The 20,227-nt window shown below is 47.2% G+C and carries 19 protein-coding genes; 5 read left to right on the top strand and 14 right to left on the bottom strand.

Going from position 1 to position 20,227, the window contains the following annotated elements; all coding sequences use genetic code 11:
* Positions 1-32 precede the first annotated feature (32 nt).
* Together pyrF and tyrS are read right to left on the bottom strand one after the other, a co-directional pair.
* On the bottom strand, positions 33-743 hold the full coding sequence (pyrF, locus tag AAFP14_RS15195) for an orotidine-5'-phosphate decarboxylase (RefSeq protein WP_341733083.1): 711 nt from the start codon (positions 741-743) through the stop codon (positions 33-35).
* 19 nt (positions 744-762) lie between these two features.
* Complete coding sequence (gene tyrS, locus AAFP14_RS15190; RefSeq protein WP_341733082.1) at positions 763-1,995, bottom strand: tyrosine--tRNA ligase; 1,233 nt, start codon at positions 1,993-1,995, stop codon at positions 763-765.
* Positions 1,996-2,174: 179 nt separating this feature from the next.
* Between tyrS and AAFP14_RS15185 the strand changes: the two genes are divergently transcribed.
* On the top strand, positions 2,175-4,094 hold the full coding sequence (locus tag AAFP14_RS15185; RefSeq protein ID WP_341733081.1) for a transglycosylase domain-containing protein: 1,920 nt from the start codon (positions 2,175-2,177) through the stop codon (positions 4,092-4,094).
* A 163-nt stretch (positions 4,095-4,257) separates the two neighbouring features.
* On the opposite strand, the gene AAFP14_RS15180 is transcribed toward AAFP14_RS15185, so the two are convergent.
* From AAFP14_RS15180 to rimI, 4 genes are all read right to left on the bottom strand, one after another.
* Positions 4,258-4,581: a DUF1825 family protein gene (locus tag AAFP14_RS15180; protein ID WP_340522752.1), complete on the bottom strand. Its 324-nt coding sequence runs from the start codon at positions 4,579-4,581 to the stop codon at positions 4,258-4,260.
* Between the two features lie 334 nt (positions 4,582-4,915).
* On the bottom strand, positions 4,916-5,533 hold the full coding sequence (gene lepB / locus AAFP14_RS15175) for a signal peptidase I (RefSeq protein ID WP_341733080.1): 618 nt from the start codon (positions 5,531-5,533) through the stop codon (positions 4,916-4,918).
* Positions 5,534-5,666: 133 nt separating this feature from the next.
* Positions 5,667-8,144, bottom strand: a complete 2,478-nt coding sequence (locus AAFP14_RS15170; protein ID WP_341733079.1) for an ATP-dependent Clp protease ATP-binding subunit — start codon at positions 8,142-8,144, stop codon at positions 5,667-5,669.
* A gap of 546 nt (positions 8,145-8,690) precedes the next feature.
* Positions 8,691-9,584, bottom strand: coding sequence for a ribosomal protein S18-alanine N-acetyltransferase (gene rimI, locus AAFP14_RS26700; RefSeq protein WP_472851055.1), 894 nt, complete (start codon positions 9,582-9,584; stop codon positions 8,691-8,693).
* 111 nt (positions 9,585-9,695) lie between these two features.
* Between rimI and lysA the strand changes: the two genes are divergently transcribed.
* The 3 genes from lysA (at position 9,696) to AAFP14_RS15145 (ending at position 12,978) form a co-directional block, all read left to right on the top strand.
* Positions 9,696-11,117, top strand: a complete 1,422-nt coding sequence (gene lysA, locus AAFP14_RS15155) for a diaminopimelate decarboxylase (RefSeq protein WP_341733078.1) — start codon at positions 9,696-9,698, stop codon at positions 11,115-11,117.
* A gap of 197 nt (positions 11,118-11,314) precedes the next feature.
* Positions 11,315-12,235, top strand: coding sequence for a diadenylate cyclase CdaA (gene cdaA / locus AAFP14_RS15150; protein WP_340522727.1), 921 nt, complete (start codon positions 11,315-11,317; stop codon positions 12,233-12,235).
* Entirely contained in the window at positions 12,232-12,978 is a 747-nt protein-coding gene (locus tag AAFP14_RS15145; protein WP_341733077.1) for an isoprenyl transferase, read from the top strand. The genes cdaA and AAFP14_RS15145 overlap by 4 nt, the downstream gene beginning before the upstream one ends.
* Positions 12,979-13,099: 121 nt before the next feature.
* On the opposite strand, the gene AAFP14_RS15140 is transcribed toward AAFP14_RS15145, so the two are convergent.
* Positions 13,100-13,372, bottom strand: a complete 273-nt coding sequence (locus AAFP14_RS15140) for a DUF3143 domain-containing protein (RefSeq protein ID WP_341733076.1) — start codon at positions 13,370-13,372, stop codon at positions 13,100-13,102.
* Between the two features lie 12 nt (positions 13,373-13,384).
* On the opposite strand from AAFP14_RS15140, the gene AAFP14_RS15135 reads away from it, so the two are divergent.
* On the top strand, positions 13,385-13,531 hold the full coding sequence (locus AAFP14_RS15135) for a hypothetical protein (protein ID WP_341733075.1): 147 nt from the start codon (positions 13,385-13,387) through the stop codon (positions 13,529-13,531).
* 17 nt (positions 13,532-13,548) lie between these two features.
* On the opposite strand, the gene AAFP14_RS15130 is transcribed toward AAFP14_RS15135, so the two are convergent.
* From AAFP14_RS15130 to AAFP14_RS15100, 7 genes are all read right to left on the bottom strand, one after another.
* On the bottom strand, positions 13,549-13,986 hold the full coding sequence (locus AAFP14_RS15130) for a J domain-containing protein (RefSeq protein WP_341733074.1): 438 nt from the start codon (positions 13,984-13,986) through the stop codon (positions 13,549-13,551).
* Between the two features lie 79 nt (positions 13,987-14,065).
* Complete coding sequence (locus AAFP14_RS15125; RefSeq protein ID WP_341733073.1) at positions 14,066-14,188, bottom strand: hypothetical protein; 123 nt, start codon at positions 14,186-14,188, stop codon at positions 14,066-14,068.
* Between the two features lie 30 nt (positions 14,189-14,218).
* The gene (locus AAFP14_RS15120; RefSeq protein ID WP_341733072.1) at positions 14,219-15,091 is read right to left on the bottom strand and encodes an Rpn family recombination-promoting nuclease/putative transposase; all 873 of its coding nucleotides are present in this window, start codon (positions 15,089-15,091) and stop codon (positions 14,219-14,221) included.
* Positions 15,092-15,143: 52 nt separating this feature from the next.
* Complete coding sequence (locus AAFP14_RS15115; protein WP_341733071.1) at positions 15,144-15,995, bottom strand: Rpn family recombination-promoting nuclease/putative transposase; 852 nt, start codon at positions 15,993-15,995, stop codon at positions 15,144-15,146.
* A 44-nt stretch (positions 15,996-16,039) separates the two neighbouring features.
* Positions 16,040-17,623: a chloride channel protein gene (locus AAFP14_RS15110; protein WP_341733070.1), complete on the bottom strand. Its 1,584-nt coding sequence runs from the start codon at positions 17,621-17,623 to the stop codon at positions 16,040-16,042.
* Positions 17,624-17,883: 260 nt separating this feature from the next.
* Entirely contained in the window at positions 17,884-19,314 is a 1,431-nt protein-coding gene (locus tag AAFP14_RS15105) for a hypothetical protein (protein ID WP_341733069.1), read from the bottom strand.
* Between the two features lie 165 nt (positions 19,315-19,479).
* Complete coding sequence (locus tag AAFP14_RS15100; protein WP_341733068.1) at positions 19,480-19,995, bottom strand: methyltransferase family protein; 516 nt, start codon at positions 19,993-19,995, stop codon at positions 19,480-19,482.
* Positions 19,996-20,227: the final 232 nt, after the last annotated feature.

The raw sequence follows: 20,227 nt of genomic DNA, 5'->3' as shown, positions 1-20,227 counted from the left end.
GTTCATCTGCGGTTAAAAAAACATTCCTATTGTCAACCCAACTCTTCACAAATGCGCGCAAAAGCCGCCACTGGATCGATCGCAGCAGTAATCGGCCGCCCAATCACCAGATAATCCGCACCCGCATTAATAGCAGCCTTTGGAGTCATCGATCGCCTTTGATCGCCTCCATCGGCCCATTTAGGACGCACACCGGGACAAACCAACAGAAAATCATCCCCGCAACTCATCCGCAACTGTTCGACTTCCTGCGGTGAACAAACAGCACCAGCTAAACCCGTTTCCTTAGCCAACAATGCCATGTGCAAAGCATATTCTGGCAACTCTAAAGGTACTTTCAACTCAAAAGCTAACTGTCGGGAATTCAAACTGGTTAACAGAGTAATTGCAATCAATTTAGGACTCGGTTTATCCACAGCCGCAGCCCCTTCTTCCAAAGCAACTAACCCCGCCTTCAGAGCATCTTTACCACAGGTAGAATGAATAGTCAATAAATCCACATTATACTTAGCAGCAGCCCGACAAGCCCCAGCCACAGTATTGGGGATGTCGTGAAATTTCAAATCCAGAAAAATCCGCTTTCCCCGTTGTTTTAAAATTTCCAAAATCCCCGGCCCGGAACTCACAAATAGCTCTAAACCTACTTTCCAAAAAGATACATCCGGGAGTTGGTCAACCAGGGCGATCGCCTCTGGTTGACTCGGAACATCCAAAGCCACAATAATTCGATTATCAGCGTTCATCTGCGGTTAAAAAAGAGATTCAAGACACCAATCGCACAAACTTATTTTTCCCAACCTGCAAAACCTTACCTGCCAATTCAGCAGGAGATGCAAAAGTGAGGTTAACATCAGAAACTTTATCACCCTCCAACTTCACCCCACCACCCTGCATCAACTTCCGGCCATCGCCACTACTTTTGCAAAGTCCACTAGCACTCAGAATATAAAACAACTTAGCAGGAAACTGTACAGTTGCCAAAGAAAACTCCGGCACTGCATCAGCTTCGCCCGCAGCACCTTTCACCAGCGCCATTGCATCGAGTTGCGCCCGATCGCCTGCTTCCGAACCATAATACTGACTGACAACATTCACAGCCAAAAGCTTTTGTTTTTCTCGCGGATTTTCCGGTAACGCATCCAGAGGTAAATCTGTCAATAGTTCAAAATATTGGGCGATCGAACTATCAGCAATTTTCTCCAACTTAGAATACATGATCAGCGGGTCCTCAGACAAACCGACATAATTATTCAAAGACTTCGACATCTTCTGCACTCCGTCAGTCCCGATCAAAATCGGCATCAGCAAACCAAACTGCGGTTTCATCCCAAAATGTCGCTGCAAATCTCGCCCGACAGCTATATTAAACTTTTGGTCAGTCCCGCCCAACTCCACATCAGCCTCCAGGGCCACGGAATCGTAACCCTGCATCAGCGGATACAGAAACTCGTGCAAAAAAATCGCATTTTCCTGTTCCATGCGATTGTCAAACCCTTCCTTAGCCAGCATTTGCTGCACCGTCATCGTGCCTAGCAGTTCCAAAATCTTCGCCATGTCCAATTTTGACAACCACTCCGAGTTGTAGCGAATTTCCAAACGTCCGGGCGTGTCAAAATCTAGAATCGGACGCACTTGGTCTAAATAAGTCTTAGCATTTTCGGCCACTTGTTCGGCTGTCAACTGAGCGCGCGTCTCCGATTTCCCTGTCGGATCGCCAATTCTTGCGGTAAAATCTCCGATGACCAGTACCGCCGTGTGGCCTGCATCCTGAAAAGCTCGCAGCTTGCGGAAGCAAATGCTGTGTCCCAAGTGAATGTCCGCCCCTGTGGCGTCGATTCCCAGTTTGACTCGCAACGGTCGATCGGCCTTGGTCAGCAATTCGACCAAATTTTCGTCAGGATTGTTAGAATCGGGTCGATCGGGAAAAATCTCGCTGACACCGCGGTAAATTCCAGAAAAGTTAGGAGAAATCATAAGGGAGCGATCTAAAACCATAATATTTTGCCAAAGTGCAGCAGAATTAGTTACACTCACTGATTGACATATAAAAACACAACCATCAAGCTAGCATAATCCCAAAGCTTACCTACCAAAATTTTTGATGGCAATTGTTCCATCCTCCATTGTAAATTCAAAGTCTCCAACCCCCCATCGACTCAGGAAGTGAAATCCACGTGTCAACCAACGCAGTCCGTAAAAATACGGAAAACTCAGCCCCCGTATTCGAGTTCGTTCAGTCAGTCAGTAAAGTGACCGCTGGAACTATACTCAGCATTACAATGCTTGCCAGTTCCGTAGTAGCTGGCGGACTGGTTGGCTTAGCAATCAGCTTCCGCAATTTGCCAGATGTTCGCATCTTGCAAACCTACTCTCCCACAGAAACCACCCACATTTACGACATCAACGGCCGCCCTCTAGCCAGCATCCACGATGAAGCCAACCGAGATGTCGTACCCCTGGACAAAATCTCGCCCAATCTGAAACGAGCTGTTCTGGCGATCGAAGATAGCAGCTTTTTCACCCACAAAGGCATCAACCCAGGCGGGATAGCCAGAGCCTTCATGGCTAACCTAGAAAAAGGTAGAACCGTTGAAGGAGGCTCGACTATGACCATGCAATTAGTCAAGAACCTGTTTCTATCTCCCCAATCAAAACTCAGTCGCAAAGTCGCTGAAGCGGTAATGTCTATCCGCTTGGAGCAAATCCTCAATAAAGACCAGATTCTGCAACTTTACCTGAATCAAATTTATCTCGGTCACAACTTGTACGGCGTAGAAACGGCATCTCGCAGCTATTTCAACAAGTCAGCAGATAGTTTGACTTTGGCCGAAGCCGCGATGTTAGCCGGGTTAATTTCTGCCCCCGAAGAATACAGTCCTTTCGTCAATTACAAGTTGTCAAAAGAGCGACAGGAAATCGTTTTAACCCGGATGAAGGAGTTGAAATGGATTACCCCGGCGGAAGAAGCCGCAGCTCGCAAACAAAAGATTAAGCTTGGTAAAATTACCTCTTTTGGTGGATCTCAAGTTCCTTACGTGACACAAGCCGTAGTCCAAGAGTTGACTAGGCGTTTTGGCCGAGATGCTGTAGTTAAGGGAGGAATGCGCGTTCAAACTACCATCGACCTCAAAATGCAGCGGACGGCTGAAGAAACAGTCAAAGCATGGCACGATCGGCTATACTACCAAGGGCTGTTTTACGATCGCGACCAAGGTCAAATAGCCCTAGCCGCAGTCGATCCCCGCACCCACTTCGTCAAAGCAATGGTTGGGGGCATCGATTACGAAAAAAGTCAATTTAACCGTGCCATTCAAGCCCGGAGACAGCCAGGGTCTTCTTTTAAGCCTTTTGTCTACTACGCTGCTTTTGCTAGTGGTAAATACAGTCCTGATTCTATAGTCTACGACTCTCCTGTGGGGTATCGCGACGGCGACGGCTACTATTACCCTCAAAACTATGGTGGTGGCTTCTCCGGTGCCGTCAGCATTCGCAGATCCTTGGAAGTATCACTAAATATTCCCGCTGTCAAGCTTGGACAAGAAGTTGGATTAAACAAAGTGATTGAAATTTGCCGGGTACTGGGCATCAGAAGTCCGATGGAACCGGTGGTTTCCTTACCCTTGGGTGCGGTTGACCTCACTCCTTTGGAGATGGCTGGAGCTTTTGCTACCTTTGCCAACAATGGCTGGCATTCTGACACCACGTTTATCGTGCAAGTTACTGACAGCAGTGGCAATGTCTTGCTCGACAACACGCCCAAACCCAAATTGGTACTCAATTCCTGGGCTGCGGCTTCAGTCAACAGCGCCTTGCAAGGCGTAATTAACAATGGTACTGCCAAGGCTGCCCAAGTTGGGCGGCCGGCTGCTGGAAAAACCGGTACTACCTCCTCAGAACGGGATATCTGGTTTGTCGGTTACGTCCCCCAGTTGTCCGTGGCTGTTTGGGTTGGCAACGACGATTACACACCGATGAGCTACGGTGCTACTGGTGGTACCATTGTCGCCCCTATTTGGCGAGATTTTATGAGCCAAGCTTTGCAGGGAGTTCCAGAAGAAGATTTCAAACCAGCTTCAGCTTTTGAACGTCCTTAATTCTTGGGAATTGGGCCTTGGGAATTGGCTCTTGGGAATTGGGCCTTGGGCATTGGGCTACGAGTAGGGAATTACTAATTCCTAATTCCTAATTACGAGTGAATAATTCGTAATTATTCCTTCTTCCCTCTTCCTTCTTCCTTCTTCCTTCTTCCTTCTGAAATTAAGATTGCTTTTCCAGTTCAGATTTCATGCGCTCCAGGGTTGAGTTCATTTGCTCAAACATCTGCTGGGGCGTAATCCCAAATTGATTGAGTTGGGTTTTTAACTGTTCTACCGTCATCTGAGCCATGAAGTCCTCAGATAGCTCGAAACGCTTCATAAAAATACGATAACGATCCATCATTGCTTCCATCTGAGCAATGAACATTTTCTTGCCTTCGCGATCGAACTTACCATAACTGCTGCCTAGTTTGACGAGGGATTGATAGTCGTCAAATAACAGTTTGGCTTCTTGCTGAACAATTTCTGAATCAAAAAATCCCATAGCTTTACCTAATTTTTTAATATCGAACAATTTTTGATCTAGGCAGTAAGTCCCCCTGCTTATTCAACTATGTTATCAGTTGGCGGAGGCTCCCCCTACCCTTCAAAGCGTAAAGATTAGTAGCAATGTCCGTACAGGATCGGGCATGGACATCGGGAATGGGGCATTGGGAATGGGGCATTGGGAATGGGGCATTGGGCATTGGGCATTGGGCATTGGGCATCGGGCATCAGGCATCGGACACTGAGCGTAGTCGAAGTGTGTCCTTCTTTCTTCTTCCTTCTTCCTTCTTCCTTCTTCCTTCTTTCTTCTTCCTTCTTTCTTCTTCTTTCTCTCAAACCTTCCCGATGCGTTCTAGTGGCCAAAACCTGACCACAGCGCGGCCGATGATGTTTTGCTTCGGTAAAAATCCCCAGCGGCTGGAGTCGTTGCTGTTGTTGCGGTTGTCTCCCATGACAAAGTATTGATTTTCGGGAACTCGATAAGGCCCCCACTGGTATTTAGGAGGTTCGGCAATATATTTTTCAACCAGGGCTTTGTCGTTGAGGAAGACTAGACCTTTTTTAACGGTGATAGTTTGACCTGGTAGGCCAATGATCCGCTTGATAAATGCTTGGTCTTCGGTAAATCCTTGTTCTTGCAACTGCTCCGGTGGGGAAAAGACTACGATGTCGCCAGTTTTGGGAGATTCAAGATAGTAGGATATTTTTTCGACTACGACCCGATCGCCTATATGCAAAGTTGGTAACATAGAGTCTGAGGGTATGAACCGCGGTTCGGCGATAAATGCTCGAATCAAGATTGCTAAACCCAAAGCAATCATCACTATTTGAATATTTTCTCGTTGGGAATTCCAGGCTTTTTGCCACCAGGAGATTGTGCTGACCGCAGTCGAAGTATCAGGCTGATTTTCTATTGTTTTTGTCTTCAAGTTATTGTTTTCAGATGTCATTTGATCTTCCTCTAATATGTTATTCGCTCAATTTAAAAAAGGCAGAGAATTAAGATTCTCCACCTTTTTTAGATACTGATTTGGAGTTATTTACGATCGCCAAATTACTTCAAAACTGTACTTGCGAGCGCACTTACTCAGCACCTTGGGGCAGCAATTCCCGCTTCTGGCCTTGCAACACCTTGACAATTCCATCCTCGCCCACATCCACAACAGCGATGTCGCCGTCTTTGATGCGGCCAGAAAGGATTTCTTCAGCCAAACTGTCTTCCAACAAGCGCATGATCGCGCGGCGTAGAGGCCTTGCTCCGTAACTGGGATTGTAGCCTTCTTCCACCAAGCGTTCCTTGAACTTTTCGGTAACTTCCAGAGTGATACCCTGTTCTGTTAAACGGCCGAAAACTTCTTTCAGCATGATGACAGCGATTTCCTTGACTTCCTCTCGGTTCAACTGACGGAAGACGATAATTTCGTCTAGTCGGTTGAGGAATTCTGGGCGGAAATAATTTTTCAGTTCTTCGTTAACCAAAGAACGAATGCGGTTGTAAGTAGCATCGGATTGGTTGTCGCTGAACTCGAAACCGAGGCCACCGCCACCTTTTTCAATCACCTTAGAACCGATGTTAGATGTCATAATCAGCAGCGTATTTTTGAAGTCTACGGTGCGACCTTTAGCATCAGTTAAGCGGCCGTCTTCCAATATTTGCAAGAGCATATTGAAGACATCGGGGTGGGCTTTTTCGATTTCGTCGAACAACACGACGGTGTAAGGACGGCGACGAACTGCTTCTGTCAGTTGTCCGCCTTCGTTGTAACCGACATAACCGGGAGGGGAACCGATGAGTTTGGAGACGGTGTGACGTTCCATGTACTCGGACATATCCAACCGAATCATTGCGTCTTCGGAACCGAAGAAATAGCCGGCTAGGGCTTTGGTGAGTTCGGTTTTACCAACGCCTGTGGGCCCGGAGAAGATGAAACTGGCGATCGGGCGATTGGGGTTTTTCAAGCCAACACGGGCGCGACGAATGGCCTTAGAAACAGCTTTGACAGCTTCTTCTTGACCAATCAAACGCTGGTGCAGGGTATCTTCCATGTGTAGCAGCTTTTCAGACTCGGATTCGGTCAGTTTGTTGACCGGAACTCCTGTCCAGCTTGCCACGATTTGGGCGATATCTTCTTCGGTGACTACTGGCGAGGGGTCGGTTTCGCCACGAGTCGCCGAGTCGGTTTTTTTGGCTTGGGAAATAGCGCGGATTTCGGCTTTGATCGTCATTTCGCGATCGCGCAATTCTCCAGCTTTGTCAAAGTCTTGAGAACGCACTGCTTCGTCTTTATCCTTCAGGACTTGGCGGAGTTCTTTGTCAAGTTCTTTCGCTGCGGGGGGAAGTTGGGAGTTGATCAGGCGGACTCTGGAACCTGCTTCGTCTACGAGGTCAATGGCTTTGTCTGGTAGGAAGCGATCGGAGATGTAACGGTGAGAGAGTTTGGCTGCGGCTTCCAGGGCCGTGTCCAAGATTTTCAGCTTGTGGTGCTGTTCGTAGCGTTCCCGCAGACCAAAGAGAATCTCGATCGTCTCATCTACGGTAGGTTCGCCGACCATGACTGGCTGGAAGCGCCGCTCAAGGGCTGCGTCGCGCTCGATGTGCTTGCGATACTCATCTAAGGTGGTAGCGCCGATACACTGGAGTTCGCCTCTCGCCAAAGCTGGCTTGAGAATGTTCGCAGCATCGATCGCCCCTTCCGCCGCACCAGCACCGATCAAAGTGTGCACTTCGTCAATGACTAAAATCACGTTACCCGCCGTGCGGATTTCGTCCATGATTTTTTTGAGGCGTTCTTCAAATTCCCCCCGGTATTTGGTACCGGCGACGAGCAAGCCGATGTCCAGGGTGACGACGCGCTTTTCTTCGAGGATGTCTGGGATGTCGTTGTTAGCGATGCGTTGGGCCAGACCTTCGGCGATCGCGGTTTTGCCAACTCCAGGTTCGCCGATGAGTACCGGATTATTTTTGGTACGGCGACCGAGGATTTGGATTACTCGTTCGATTTCTTTTTGGCGTCCGACTACAGGGTCAAGCTTCCCATCCATCGCCATTTGAGTCAGGTTAGAGCCGAACTCATCGAGGGTTGGGGTTTTGGTGCGAGCACCGCCGCCAGTGGCTGCGACTTCTGCGGTTTCTCCCAGCATCCGAATCACTTGGGTGCGGACTTTCGACAAGTCTACTCCCAGATTTTCCAAGACTCTGGCCGCGACTCCTTCACCTTCACGGATCAGACCCAGCAGCAGGTGTTCGGTACCTATGTAATTGTGTCCGAGTTGGCGAGCTTCTTCTAGGGACAGTTCTAGAACCCGCTTGGCGCGCGGGGTGAACGGAATTTCGACTGCTACGAAGCCCGAACCGCGCCCGATGATTTTTTCGACCTCAATCCGAGCATCTTTGAGGTTAACCCCCATTGATTTGAGGACTTTGGCTGCAACTCCGGTGCCTTCCCCGATCAGACCCAGGAGGATCTGTTCTGTCCCTACGAAGTTGTGACCCAGGCGACGAGCTTCTTCCTGGGCCAGCATGATTACTTTTATTGCTTTTTCTGTGAAGCGTTCAAACATGATTTATTCCCATCACCTGCTATGTGCCCGTTTCGAGGTCACGCTCGCTTGAGCGGGCGTTTTTAGTCGAGTGTTAACTCGTACTGCTTATTCTAGCGTGACATTCCCGACTGCTCTGCCGCACGGTCAAAGCGGTTGCAGATTCTAGGCTGCTGTTGCAGGGTGGCTTTCAACTGGGAAGACCCAAATGGTGGCTGACCTACAACTTCCCCCTAGACTGCAAGAAGATTGCTGCTATACAAATACTAGACAAGTCTATACATTTGCTTCTTGCTTCATCGGGAGCATGGGAGCGGTTATCCCTCGGCAAGCTTTCACGCTTTAGCCAAACGTGATAAATTAATCGCTCTTTTCGGTCTGTGTTTAACTTACGACTATGTATTGAGGATTCTAGCACAATCTTTTGGGCTGTCATGCAGGTAAAAAAATGGTAGTTACCAAAGTGTAGGGCAGTTTTTTTACAAAACTTATTGGTTAGATGTGCGCGATCGAGCTAAGGCATTGAAAAAAGTTACGACTTATCCAGGACCCAGAAACCGGTTTTTTTCACAACTCAAAATTATCGATCGCCCAATGCCATTTTTTCTGATTCAGCCGATCGCACATCTGCACTTTCTCAACCGCCAAATATTGCTGAAATTCCGGTTTTTCCAGACCGCTGCGCCACATTACCAGAGCATCTTCTCCAGTGTCTTCGTAGTATCGTTTCCGCCGTCCAGCCTCTTTAAAACCAAACTTTTTGTACAGAGAAACTGCCGCCAAATTCGATTCCCGCACTTCCAAAGTCGAGCGCTCTAATTGTCTGTCATGAGCCGATTGTAGCAACGCCAAAAGCAGAGCTTGTCCCAAACCCTGACGTTGAAACTGAGGATGAATTGCCAGCATGATAATGTGAGCTTCTTCTAAAATCGCCCACAAACAACCGATACCGATGAGAGTTGGGGGAACCTGTAGGGGCGGTGTCCCCGTGCCCGCCCGAATCTGTAGGGGCGGTGTCCCCGTGCCCGCCCGAACCTGTAGGGGCGGTGTCCCCGTGCCCGCCCGAACCTGTAGGGGCGGTGTCCCCGTGCCCGCCCGAACCTGTAGGGGCGGTGTCCCCGTGCCCGCCCGAATCTGTAGGGGCGGTGTCCCCGTGCCCGCCCGAATCTGTAGGGGCGGTGGATGGTGCGTGCCCGCCCGAATCTGTAGGGGCGGTGGATGGTGCGTGCCCGCCCGAATCTGTAGGGGCGGTGGATGGTGCGTGCCCGCCCGAACCTGTAGGGGCGGTGTCCCCGTGCCCGCCCCATCCCAGGTCCATAAACCTAATAAATCGCTATTAGGACTCTCTAACTCGCGCCTGTAGCCTTCGATCGCCCAAATTCCTCCAAAACAGAGGCGATCGAGTTCTACGGCACTAGGCAGGTGTTCTGGGGTCAGAGGTTTGATTTCGAGAAAACGCACAGGGGATTTTAGATTTTAGAATTACTCAAAAGCATCAATCTGGGCGCTGATGACCCAATTGCTTGCGGTCAATTGTACACTAGGGAAGACTGTAAAGATAGTTATGGCGCGATGGTATTAACTCAATCGATCGAAAAAGTGGAATCTGGACTTCAGTATCTGTCTGAGTCTCAAGAAACCAGGGAAAATCGATCGCCCAATCAAGAACTGTTACCACTGACAGCCAGTGTTAACAGTCGCGATCGTTTAGAAATAGGAGGCTGTGAGGTGACAGCTTTGGTGGAGCAATTTGGCTCGCCACTGTACATCTTAGATGAAGAAACGCTGCGGGCGACCAGCCGCCAGTACAAACAGGCTTTTGAAAAATTCTATCCGGGTTCTTCTCAAGTGCTCTATGCTTCTAAAGCTTGGAGTTGTTTGGCAGTTTGCGCGATCGTGGCTTCGGAAGGTTTAGGCATAGATGTGGTATCTTCTGGAGAAATTAAGACAGCACTACAAGCTGGTGTGGAGCCAGACAAAATCTACTTTCACGGGAATAATAAATCCCGCAAGGAAATCGAACTAGCTGTCACCAGTGGCTGCACCATCGTCGCAGACAATTGGTGGGATTTAAAGACTCTAGCAGAGTTGGGAAAATTGGGTGTCTCTCACAAAACAGGTGAGCCGACACGAGTTATGGTTAGGTTTACCCCAGGAATTGAGTGTCACACTCACGATTACATTAAAACTGGTCAAATCGACAGTAAATTTGGCTTCGATCCCAACTCTCTGGGTGAAGTTTTTAAATTTATCAGCGAGCAGCCGTCGTTATCCTGCGTGGGACTACACGCTCACATCGGCTCTCAGATTTTTGAAGTACAACCCCATCATGATTTAGCGGAAGTCATAATTGAGACCTTGACAAAAGCACGTAGTTATGATTTGCCAGCGACAGAAATTAATATTGGCGGCGGGTTGGGCATTCGCTATACTGAAACGGACGATCCTCCTAGCATTCAAGATTGGGCACAGACAATTTGCTCCGCAGTGGTAGCAGCTTGCGATCGACACCAATTGCCATTACCTAAATTGCTTTGCGAACCAGGGCGATCACTCGTAGGTACAGCCTGCGTCACAGCTTATACCGTGGGCTCTGAAAAAGTCATTCCGGGAATGCGGACGTACTTATCAGTGGATGGCGGTATGTCGGACAATCCACGTCCAATTACCTACCAATCAGTTTATCGAGTGCTCTCCGCCAACAAAATGTCTGCTCCCTTAACGGAAACAGTGACAGTTGCTGGCAAACACTGCGAATCAGGCGATATTGTGATTAAAGATGCTAAATTGCCAAAGTGTCAGCCGGGAGATATCCTTGTGGTCACGGCGACAGGAGCATACAATTACAGCATGGCTTCTAATTACAACCGAGTCCCCAGACCGGCGGCGGTTTTGGTGAAAAATGGGGAAGTTAACACGATCGTACAGCGGGAAACTGACGAGGATTTGCTAAGGTTTGACCGTCTTCCTGAAAGACTCGGTGTTAAAAAGTAAAAAGCAAAAAGTAAAAAGTAAAAAGTAAAAAGTAAAAAGTAAAAAGAAAGATAATTCAAAAGGAATTTTTGACTATCGTCTTTTAAATTTTGATTTTTTGCTTGTTCAGTCACGCGATTGGAATAACAACTGTTCATGGTTCACGGGTTCGAGTGCATCATAGTTCGCGGTTCACAGGCGGTAAGGTTCGATGAACCATGAACAATCAACAATCTGGCTATGACTTTGGCCTTATTCAGTCCTTATTGATTCAGGCGATCGATATTGGATTGGTATTTGCTCTTGCGTATTTGGTGCTCGTCATTGTTGGGGAGCGCCGGACGCTGTGGATGGTACGGGGATTTATTATTTTGATGCTGGCGGCGGCGGTGAGCAACTGGGCTGGATTGAGACTGTTGCACGTTGCCCTCAACAGCTTGGTGACAGGTTCGGCTGTGGCAATGGCGGTAATATTGCAGTCAGAATTTCGCCGATTTCTGGAACAATTGGGTCGGGGGGAAATTAGACAATTGTTTGGACGCGATCGCCGACCTACTCCCGAACCGGATAGCGTAATAGATGAAATTGTGGACGCAGTAAAAGAACTTTCGCAAAACCGCACGGGCGCTTTACTAATTGTAGAAACAGATGCTCCGATCGACGATCGGGATTTTTCAGTTCCGGGAGTGAAGCTGAATGCTGAAGTATCTAAGGAATTGTTGCAGACTATTTTTCAACCACAAACTTTGCTCCACGATGGGGCTGTTTTGATTAGAGCTTCGCGGATCGTGTCGGCTGGGGTAATTTTGCCCCTATCCGATCGCAGCGCGTCGCGACAGTTGGGAACCCGCCACCGGGCGGCAATGGGAATTACCGAACGGGTGCAAGCTTGCGTGTGCGTGGTGGTGTCTGAGGAAACGGGTTCTATTTCTTTAGCCTTTATGGGAACTTTAAATCGACCTTTGACAAGCAACAAATTGAAAGAGTTGCTGGAGGCGAAGTTGTTTCCGTCGGAGGGAGAAAGAACTGTCACCCCAATTCCGATCCGTCATCTCGGACGCCAGATAGGATTGAAGGGATGGACACTTTTAAAGCAGATACTGCGCCGTTCGTCATCGGCTAATCGGGAGAAAAAATGAGTCAAGGAATTTGCTTGCAAGAACTGCCGGAGGATCTGGAACAAGAACGGCTGCCTAAGCACATAGCGGTGATTATGGACGGGAACGGTCGCTGGGCAAAGAATAAGGGGTTGCCGAGGATTGCGGGCCACCGTCGAGGGGCTAGCGTGCTTAAGGAATTGCTGCGCTGTTGCAAAGATTGGGGAATTCCAGCTTTGACGGCCTATGCTTTTTCCACGGAAAATTGGGGCCGGCCGGCCGGGGAGGTGGATTTTTTAATGAGTCTGTTTGAGGGAAAGTTGCGACAAGAATTGCGGGAAATGGTGGACGAGGACGTGCAAATCCAATTTATGGGGAATTTGCAGGCTTTGCCCATGTCTTTGCAGGCGGAAATTGAGCGTTCGGTGGCTGCAACTCAACATAATCAGGGAATTCGGTTTACGGTGGCGACGAATTACGGGGGGCGCCAAGAGATTGTGCAGGCCTGTAGGGCGATCGCGACTCAGGTTCAGGAGGGTAAGTTGCAGCCTTCTGAGATTGATGAGACTTTATTTAAACGCTATTTGTATACTGCTGATGTTTGTGACCCGGATTTGTTGATTCGGACGAGTGGGGAAATGCGATTGAGCAATTTTCTGTTGTGGCAAATGGCGTATTCGGAAATTTATATTACTGAGACGCTATGGCCGGATTTTGATCGATCGGAGTTTCACCGTGCTTTGTCTACTTATCAGAAACGCAGCCGCCGATTTGGGAAAGTGTAAGGATTTTAGATTGTAAATTTGGGATTTGAGATTTAAGATTTAAATTTTAAGATTGGGGAATTTTTTACATTCACCAACAATCCATCAATCTCAAATCCCCAATCGCCAATCTAAAATCGAATCATGGCCCTGAAAACACTGCTTCTTCGATATCCTGACGGGAGAGAGAGTATTTGAAAAAGCGCTGAATATCTTGGCCGTCGTTTCCGGCATTGATGTAGCGGATGGTGAGTTGGTCGATGTCGAGGGACAGTTCTGCTTTCCATGCAGGTCGATCGATGTTCCAACAGTGGAGCTCCCGCAGGTTTTGCTCGCAGCCGCGGCTTTTTAGCCACTGCTCGATTTCTGGGAGTGGATGGTTGTACAAAGGGGTGTCAGCGGAAGGAAGAGTCATAAGGAATGGGGAATGGGGAATGGGGAATGGGGAATTGGGAATGGGGAATTGGGAATTGGGAATGAGGAATGGGGAATTGGGAATTGGGAATTGGGCAACCGCCCTGGCCCCAAGGGGAGAATGAGGGAGGGAATTGGGAAAACAGTGGTTAATTTTTAATTTAGAACTTTTAGTTGTCAATTACCACGAATTAGCCCGATCGCGATCGCCAGCATCAAACATCCGATTAAAGTAGCCCCCATAATAAACAGGGCAAATATTTCTCCTGGAGAAAGGGGGCGATCCGTGGGATCGAGGTAAGCCGAGTTGAAATTTTTTTCCCGCGATTGGGAAACCGGAGTGTTGAAACCAGGGGGCTGCTGGATCGCATTCATCCGAGAATAGCCGATTTTGAGGTCGTAGGCGAGGCGGCGTTCTGGGTTGCTGAGGGTGGCGTAGGCGTTGTTAAGCTGCTGAAATTTGGCGGTAGCGACTGCTGGTGGCAAGTCGGTGGTATCGGGATGGTAGAGTTTACTCAGTTCCCGGTACGATCGCCGAATTTCGATGGCGGATGCGGAAGGATGCAGCCCTAATAAGCCGTAGTAACTAGAACCCAAGGGGGCTTTTCCTGGCATTTTCTGACTTGTGCTGTTGGCTTTTGCCTCGTTCGGAGTCACCGAGAGCGCCTCTGGGCTTGTGGTTGATAATTTTTGATTATTTTAGCCCACTGTTTAGGGTTGCGCCACTGTCTGCCATGTCGAGGGGTTGATGGTGGGTTGGATATTTCTGACTCACGGAGCGATCGGGTAAACTCCACACTGCGGATATTTTGTGCATATTTCAGTTGCTCGGCCCAATTACTTTAAACTATGAATCGCCCCGCAAATTTTGCACATCCTCCACGCTAAGCCCGGTAACTTGGCTAATCGTGGCATTATCTAGCTGTGAAAGTAATTGTCTGGCGATCGCCAACTTTTCTTCTCGCTTGCCTTGTTCTATGCCTTGTTCGATGCCTTGTTCTATGCCTTCCTGAACAGCTTTAATAATCGCCCCCTGTTGGTCATAAATAAACTGTTCTCTTCTGTCCAAATCTTCCAATTCCTCGCGGCTTAACCGGGCTTGATTCGCAATATCAAAAGCTTGATGTATTTCCGGTATTCTATCCATTGTTTCTGGGACTGATGTCAAACTTCTGGCATTTTTCATGAAATAAATCCATTTATCTGCCAGAGTTTCCAGTTGGTCTTCTTGTTTAGTAAATTTCGGCAACTCTACAAACACTAAATCTAGGTCGTTTTCGGGATAAGTAAAGTTTTTATTTACTTCTTTTAACACAAATCTAGAACTAAAATCCTCACTCTCAGGAAACATTTCAAAGTCAGTAATTGTTAAAGCAATCACTGGCTTCAACAGTCGATAACCTTGGGCTGCTTGTAATTGGAAAGCATAAGTCTTAGCTGCATTGTAAAAAACCCGCTTCCCAAAAGACTGGACATTAAGCACTTGCATTTCAATAATTACTAAAGTGCCATTATTGAGCTGGGCTTTGACATCCAGATAACTATCTTTTAATCCTTCTACTTTTGGGGGCAGATTTGGGTTGATTATTTCTAAGTCTTCAATGGTGGGATTTCCTTCATAAATGAGAGCGTTGAGAAAGCTGATTAGAATATCTTTGCTTTCGGAGGAACCGAATATTTTTTTGAAGGCGTAATCGGTTTTTGGGTTGATAAATATCATAATTGGAATGTAGTAGGTTAATAATTAAATCAGTTTATCCTGGCTGGAAGGGCTAGGAATCGCCCGATCGCAAATTCCGTACATCCTCAACGCTAAGCCCTGTAGTTTGGCTGATGGTTCGATCGTCTAGCCGTGAAAGTAACTGTTGGGCGATCGCGATCGCCTTTTCTCGCATCCCTTGTTCTATGCCTTCCTGAACAGCTTTAATAATCGCCCCCTGTTGGTCATAAATAAACTGTTCTCTTCTGTCCAAATCTTCCAATTCCTCGCGAGTTAACCGGGCTTGATTTGCAATATCAAAAGCTTGATGTATTTCCGGTATACTATCCATTGTTTCTGGGACAGATGTCAAAATTCTCGCATTTTTCATGAAATAAATCCATTTATCTGCCAGAGTTTCGAGTTGGTCTTCTTGTTTAGTAAATTTCGGCAACTCTACAAACACTAAATCTAGGTCGTTTTCGGGATAAGTAAAGTTTTTATTTACTTCTTTTAACACAAATCTAGAACTAAAATCCTCACTCTCAGGAAACATTTCAAAGTCAGTAATTGTTAAAGCAATCACTGGCTTCAACAGTCGATAACCTTGGGCTGCTTGTAATTGGAAAGCATAAGTCTTAGCTGCATTGTAAAAAACCCGCTTCCCAAAAGACTGGACATTAAGCACTTGCATTTCAATAATTACTAAAGTGCCATTATTGAGCTGGGCTTTGACATCCAGATAACTATCTTTTAATCCTTCTACTTTTGGGGGCAGATTTGGGTTGATTATTTCTAAGTCTTCAATGGTGGGATTTCCTTCATAAATGAGAGCGTTGAGAAAGCTGATTAGAATATCTTTGCTTTCGGAGGAACCGAATATTTTTTTGAAGGCGTAATCGGTTTTTGGGTTGATAAATATCATAGTTTGAATTAGGTGATAGAGGTAACATTAGTATTTTATCTCTGTCAAACTGCTGATTTTGTTTCAGGTGATAGCTTGATATTTTCCGGCAAATGTGCATTAGCCATGGCCAACACAGGCTCATCACTGTGGTGTTCCTCATCGATCGGAATTTGGCAAGAAATCAGTTCGGTGACAATGCGATCGCCCAGAGCATCTTCCCAATCCTGCAACTGTTCCCTTGCCTTAATCGGTGTATTCACTGCCACATCTACGCCCATTTGCTGAAGGTTGAGGCTGTGGGCTTGCGATCGACGATTAACACACTCCACCAGCCAAACACTCAATCCGACTGCGGCCATCAAAGGCAAAACAATCCGGTAATCTCTAGTCAATTCAAACATCAACAGAATGGCTGTCAAAGGTGCTCTAGCACTACCGGCAAGCACCGCAGCCATTCCCACCATGGCATAGGCAGGAGGTCCAGCAACGCGATCGGCCAAGGCCGGCACCATGGTCAAAAAGATGCCATAGGCCGAACCCAGGGAAGCACCCAAAAACATCGCCGGAGCAAAAATGCCACCCACCAAACCGCTACCCAGGCTAATTGCTGTCACCGCGAGTTTCACAAACAACAACAGCAGCAACAAAGGCAAAGAAAACTCAACATCTTGAAGCATGGCTTGAACAGTTTCGTAACCAACCCCCAAAACTTGAGGTAACACCAAAGCGACTAAACCAACGCAACCACCACCGATAATTGGGTGAATCGGCCTCGGCACTCGTCCCAGCCACCCAAATCCCAGGACTTTCCCGTGAAAACAACGTTCTGCCAGTTGAATTGCCTCCGTGTAGGCTAGGGAGACACCACTAGCCAAAAGCCCTAAACCCATATAAAAAGGCAATTCTAAGGGGCTACGCACATCGTAGACAGGCAAAGCAAAAGCAGGCTGAGCTCCCAAACAAATTTGAGCTAAAAGCGCCGAAACTACCGCAGCTAGCAAAACAACGCTGACTGAGGATGTGGCGAAAGTGCTGCCGAGGACGACTTCTAGGGCAAAGAATACTCCAGCGATGGGAGCGTTGAAACCGGCAGATAAACCAGCGGCGGCACCAGCACCCAGGAGCAAGCGCTGCCTTTCTGGGGAAAGTTGCAAAACTTGAGCCAGCAGCATTCCAAAGTTGGCACCGATTTCGACGCTGGGGGCTTCTGGGCCCAAGGAAGCGCCGGTGCCTAGGGAAACGGAGGCGGCCACCATTTTAGTGATGGGTTTGAGGGGGGATAGTTCTTGCAAGCCACGAGTGGCTGCGATTAGAGAAGACATATTGGGGCCAAAATCCCGAAACCGCCAGCGCATTAAGCCGATGACGACTCCGCCCAGGGTGGGAATGCAGGCTAGTGTCCAAGGCCCTGAAGAGGAAATTACCCCCATGAAGTCTTCCAGCATCAGGGTGTGGATCAGATGGATGAGATAGTGAAAAGTGATGACACCTGCACCAGTGACTCCCCCGATGACTAGGGAGAGGATGAGTAGGAGGGTTTCGGGACTGGGGTGCAAGCGGTGGAATATCGGGCTCAGCAAGGAAGCGTCGGGAGTTTGTGCGGTTGGGCCGGGCGACTCCAAGTCTACAGGATGGAGGGGTCTCATCTAGGGATTAATTCTTCTGTAAGAATTTAGATAAATATTACATTTTATTTCTTATTTTAATTTTGAGTGATTTTAGGGGAATTGACAACTAAATTAAGAGTGATTTTAAACAGAATTTTTGGTGTTGGTGACTTGGTGCGAAAGGGACTTAACAGAAGAGCTGCTAATTTGAGTTGGAGATTGTATGCCTCACTACATTTAATCTTTCACGAATTGAGCAAGAAGGTGGCTTGAGTATATTTACGCATTTAGAGTGTTGTTTAGATTGGTTGTTGAGTTGGCGGAATTCTTGGTTTGGGTTTGCCGATCGACATTAGCGGATCGCCCATAGTTGTAATTTTCCAGGGAGTCGATTGTAACTGCCGCACTGCCATTAAAAAGGGAGCCGATCGCAAAAGTCGATCCACGATTAATTTCGGCGGAATAAATGCCGATAACAAAGGTTCATTAACACTACCAACATAGGTATAAGCGCCATTTTCTAACCACCGTCCAGCAACGGTATTTTTATCATCTGGTGCTGCGGCAGACCAACTGTGTATCATGTGCACCACTGCGGGAAATTTGAGTTGTGGGATGTCTTTTACTAAAGCATCGCCGTTGCCAACTTGGAATGAATTTGGATAGCCTTTGGAATTCATCAAAATCAAGTCAAATTCCCAGGGTTTTGATGCTAAAGTTCGCCATGTGTTGAGGCTAGATTGGGGTTTTTCCACTAATTCTACTTCCAAATCTAGTGTTTTTAATCCGCTAGCTGCTGAGTTCATTTCATATTTTGCCCAACTTCCTTCTTGAGGGTAACTATCATAAAGCATAGCTGTTTGAGCATCGAGAAATATGGAACACATGACTTGATAAATCGATCGCACTGAGGCACCGTAAATCCAGCCGGCGACAGCCCAGCGATCGCCGTTGGGGTGACGCCCCAAACCGTCAGTAACGGCTAATTGTTCGTCTAGTTGGTCTGGGGATTGATATTTGACTGCTAATTGGCGTACCATGGTCAAAGTGTCGATCGCATCGCCGAGTTTAGCATAGACATATCCAGTAGATTCGACTGCTGTGGTAACTGCGGTTTGCAGAGTTTGCCACTGTTGCTGATTGAGAGTATCATTAGGCTTTCCGAAGTCACCTTCTAAAAATACTAAAGGTTGACCGCGGGCGGCGGCTAAGGCGACTGCTGCTGTCCTTGCTGGATCGTTTTCCGATGTGATTACTACTCCTGGCGGTTCCCAGCCCAACTCTATCCATTTGGTTTTTAAAGTTCGAGAATCTGTGCAATTCCAGGCTGCTGCTGATGCTTTCAGCATCAATTGTTGAAGTTTTTGACTTTTTGGCAGTTGCTGTTTGATGCTGGGTAAACGGACTATTTCATCGGCTTGGAAGCGATGGAGAAACATGGGCGTATATTTGTTATCTTCGATCAGAATTGGCCAATGTCCTTTGAGGTTCCATTTTTGGATGGCTGCTAAGAATGTGGCTTCGTCTGGTACTAAAACTATGCGGTTAACGATGGGTATGTTGTCGCGAAGGATGTTGACTCGGAGGCCTGTTTGAACTGGCCAGGGTTCTTTTGTGGCCGATGGGGGCAGTTCAAAGGGTTTTTTGAGGAAACTACAAGCGGTTAATGTATGTGATAAGCATAGCAATAGTGCGATCGCTAGTAATTGAAACTTTAACTGTTTTTTCATAAAAAAATAAATCAGTAATCAGCAGTCATGAGTCATATCAATTCCGGTTGCATCGGAATGATTTAACCGCGAAGGCGCTAAGGACGCGAAGGAAGAGAAGAGAGGATTTTATATCGGCCCTCTATCTCTGATTGTGGTTGTTAGTTTAAGTGGGGGAGGGAGGAATTAATAGATGCCGGGAATCAGTTTTTTGACCTGTTGACGATAATCTGAATAGTCTGGATATTTTTCACTCAACCAGGTTTCTTCGCGGCGGGCTTTGATGTCTAAAAACAGGATTAAAATCGCAGTAGCGATGAAATGGGATAAGCTAATCTGAAAGATTGTCCAGCCGAGGGCTACGAAGATTATACCGCTATACAAAGGATGCCTTACAATTCTATAAATTCCTGTTTTGACTAATTCTCCGTCTGTTCGGGGATAGGGTAAAGGTGTGAGGTTTTTTCCTAAATCTATGAGTCCTTTAATGATGAAAATTAATCCGCTTAGGCTGAGGATACTTGCTAAAAACCAGATGGGATAAAGTAGTTGAGTTGATGGGGTTTTCCAGCCTGGTATTTGATAAACTGGTAAGATTATAAATGCTGTGATTAATGCTCCTTGCAGCAAAACCAAATATTCACCACGGCTGTTATTGCGCCAGCCTTCGCGCGTGAAACCCCAATCAGTTAATATTTTCATAGTCAGAAGGAAGAGTAAAGAATAAAATGAACTGAGGTGCATCTGTGTTTGGCAAATATATTCCTAGGGGTGAAGCATGACCGCAGAAAATTTATTAGTGATAACCAGAAATTTATAGCCGGAATGCTTCGCCCTTACCAAATCGGGATACTCCCATAAACTGTAGGTTAGGTAGAGGGAATTCAAACCGAACCTACAGTGAAAAGTTAACCGTCATCAGTCAAAAGTCAAC

Origin of the sequence: Microcoleus sp. EPA2, from assembly GCA_020882975.1 — a bacterium.
Classification (GTDB): Bacteria; Cyanobacteriota; Cyanobacteriia; order Cyanobacteriales; family Microcoleaceae; genus Microcoleus.
The sequence above is the reverse complement of the archived record's forward strand: the minus strand, read 5'-3'. Positions and strand labels throughout refer to the sequence as shown.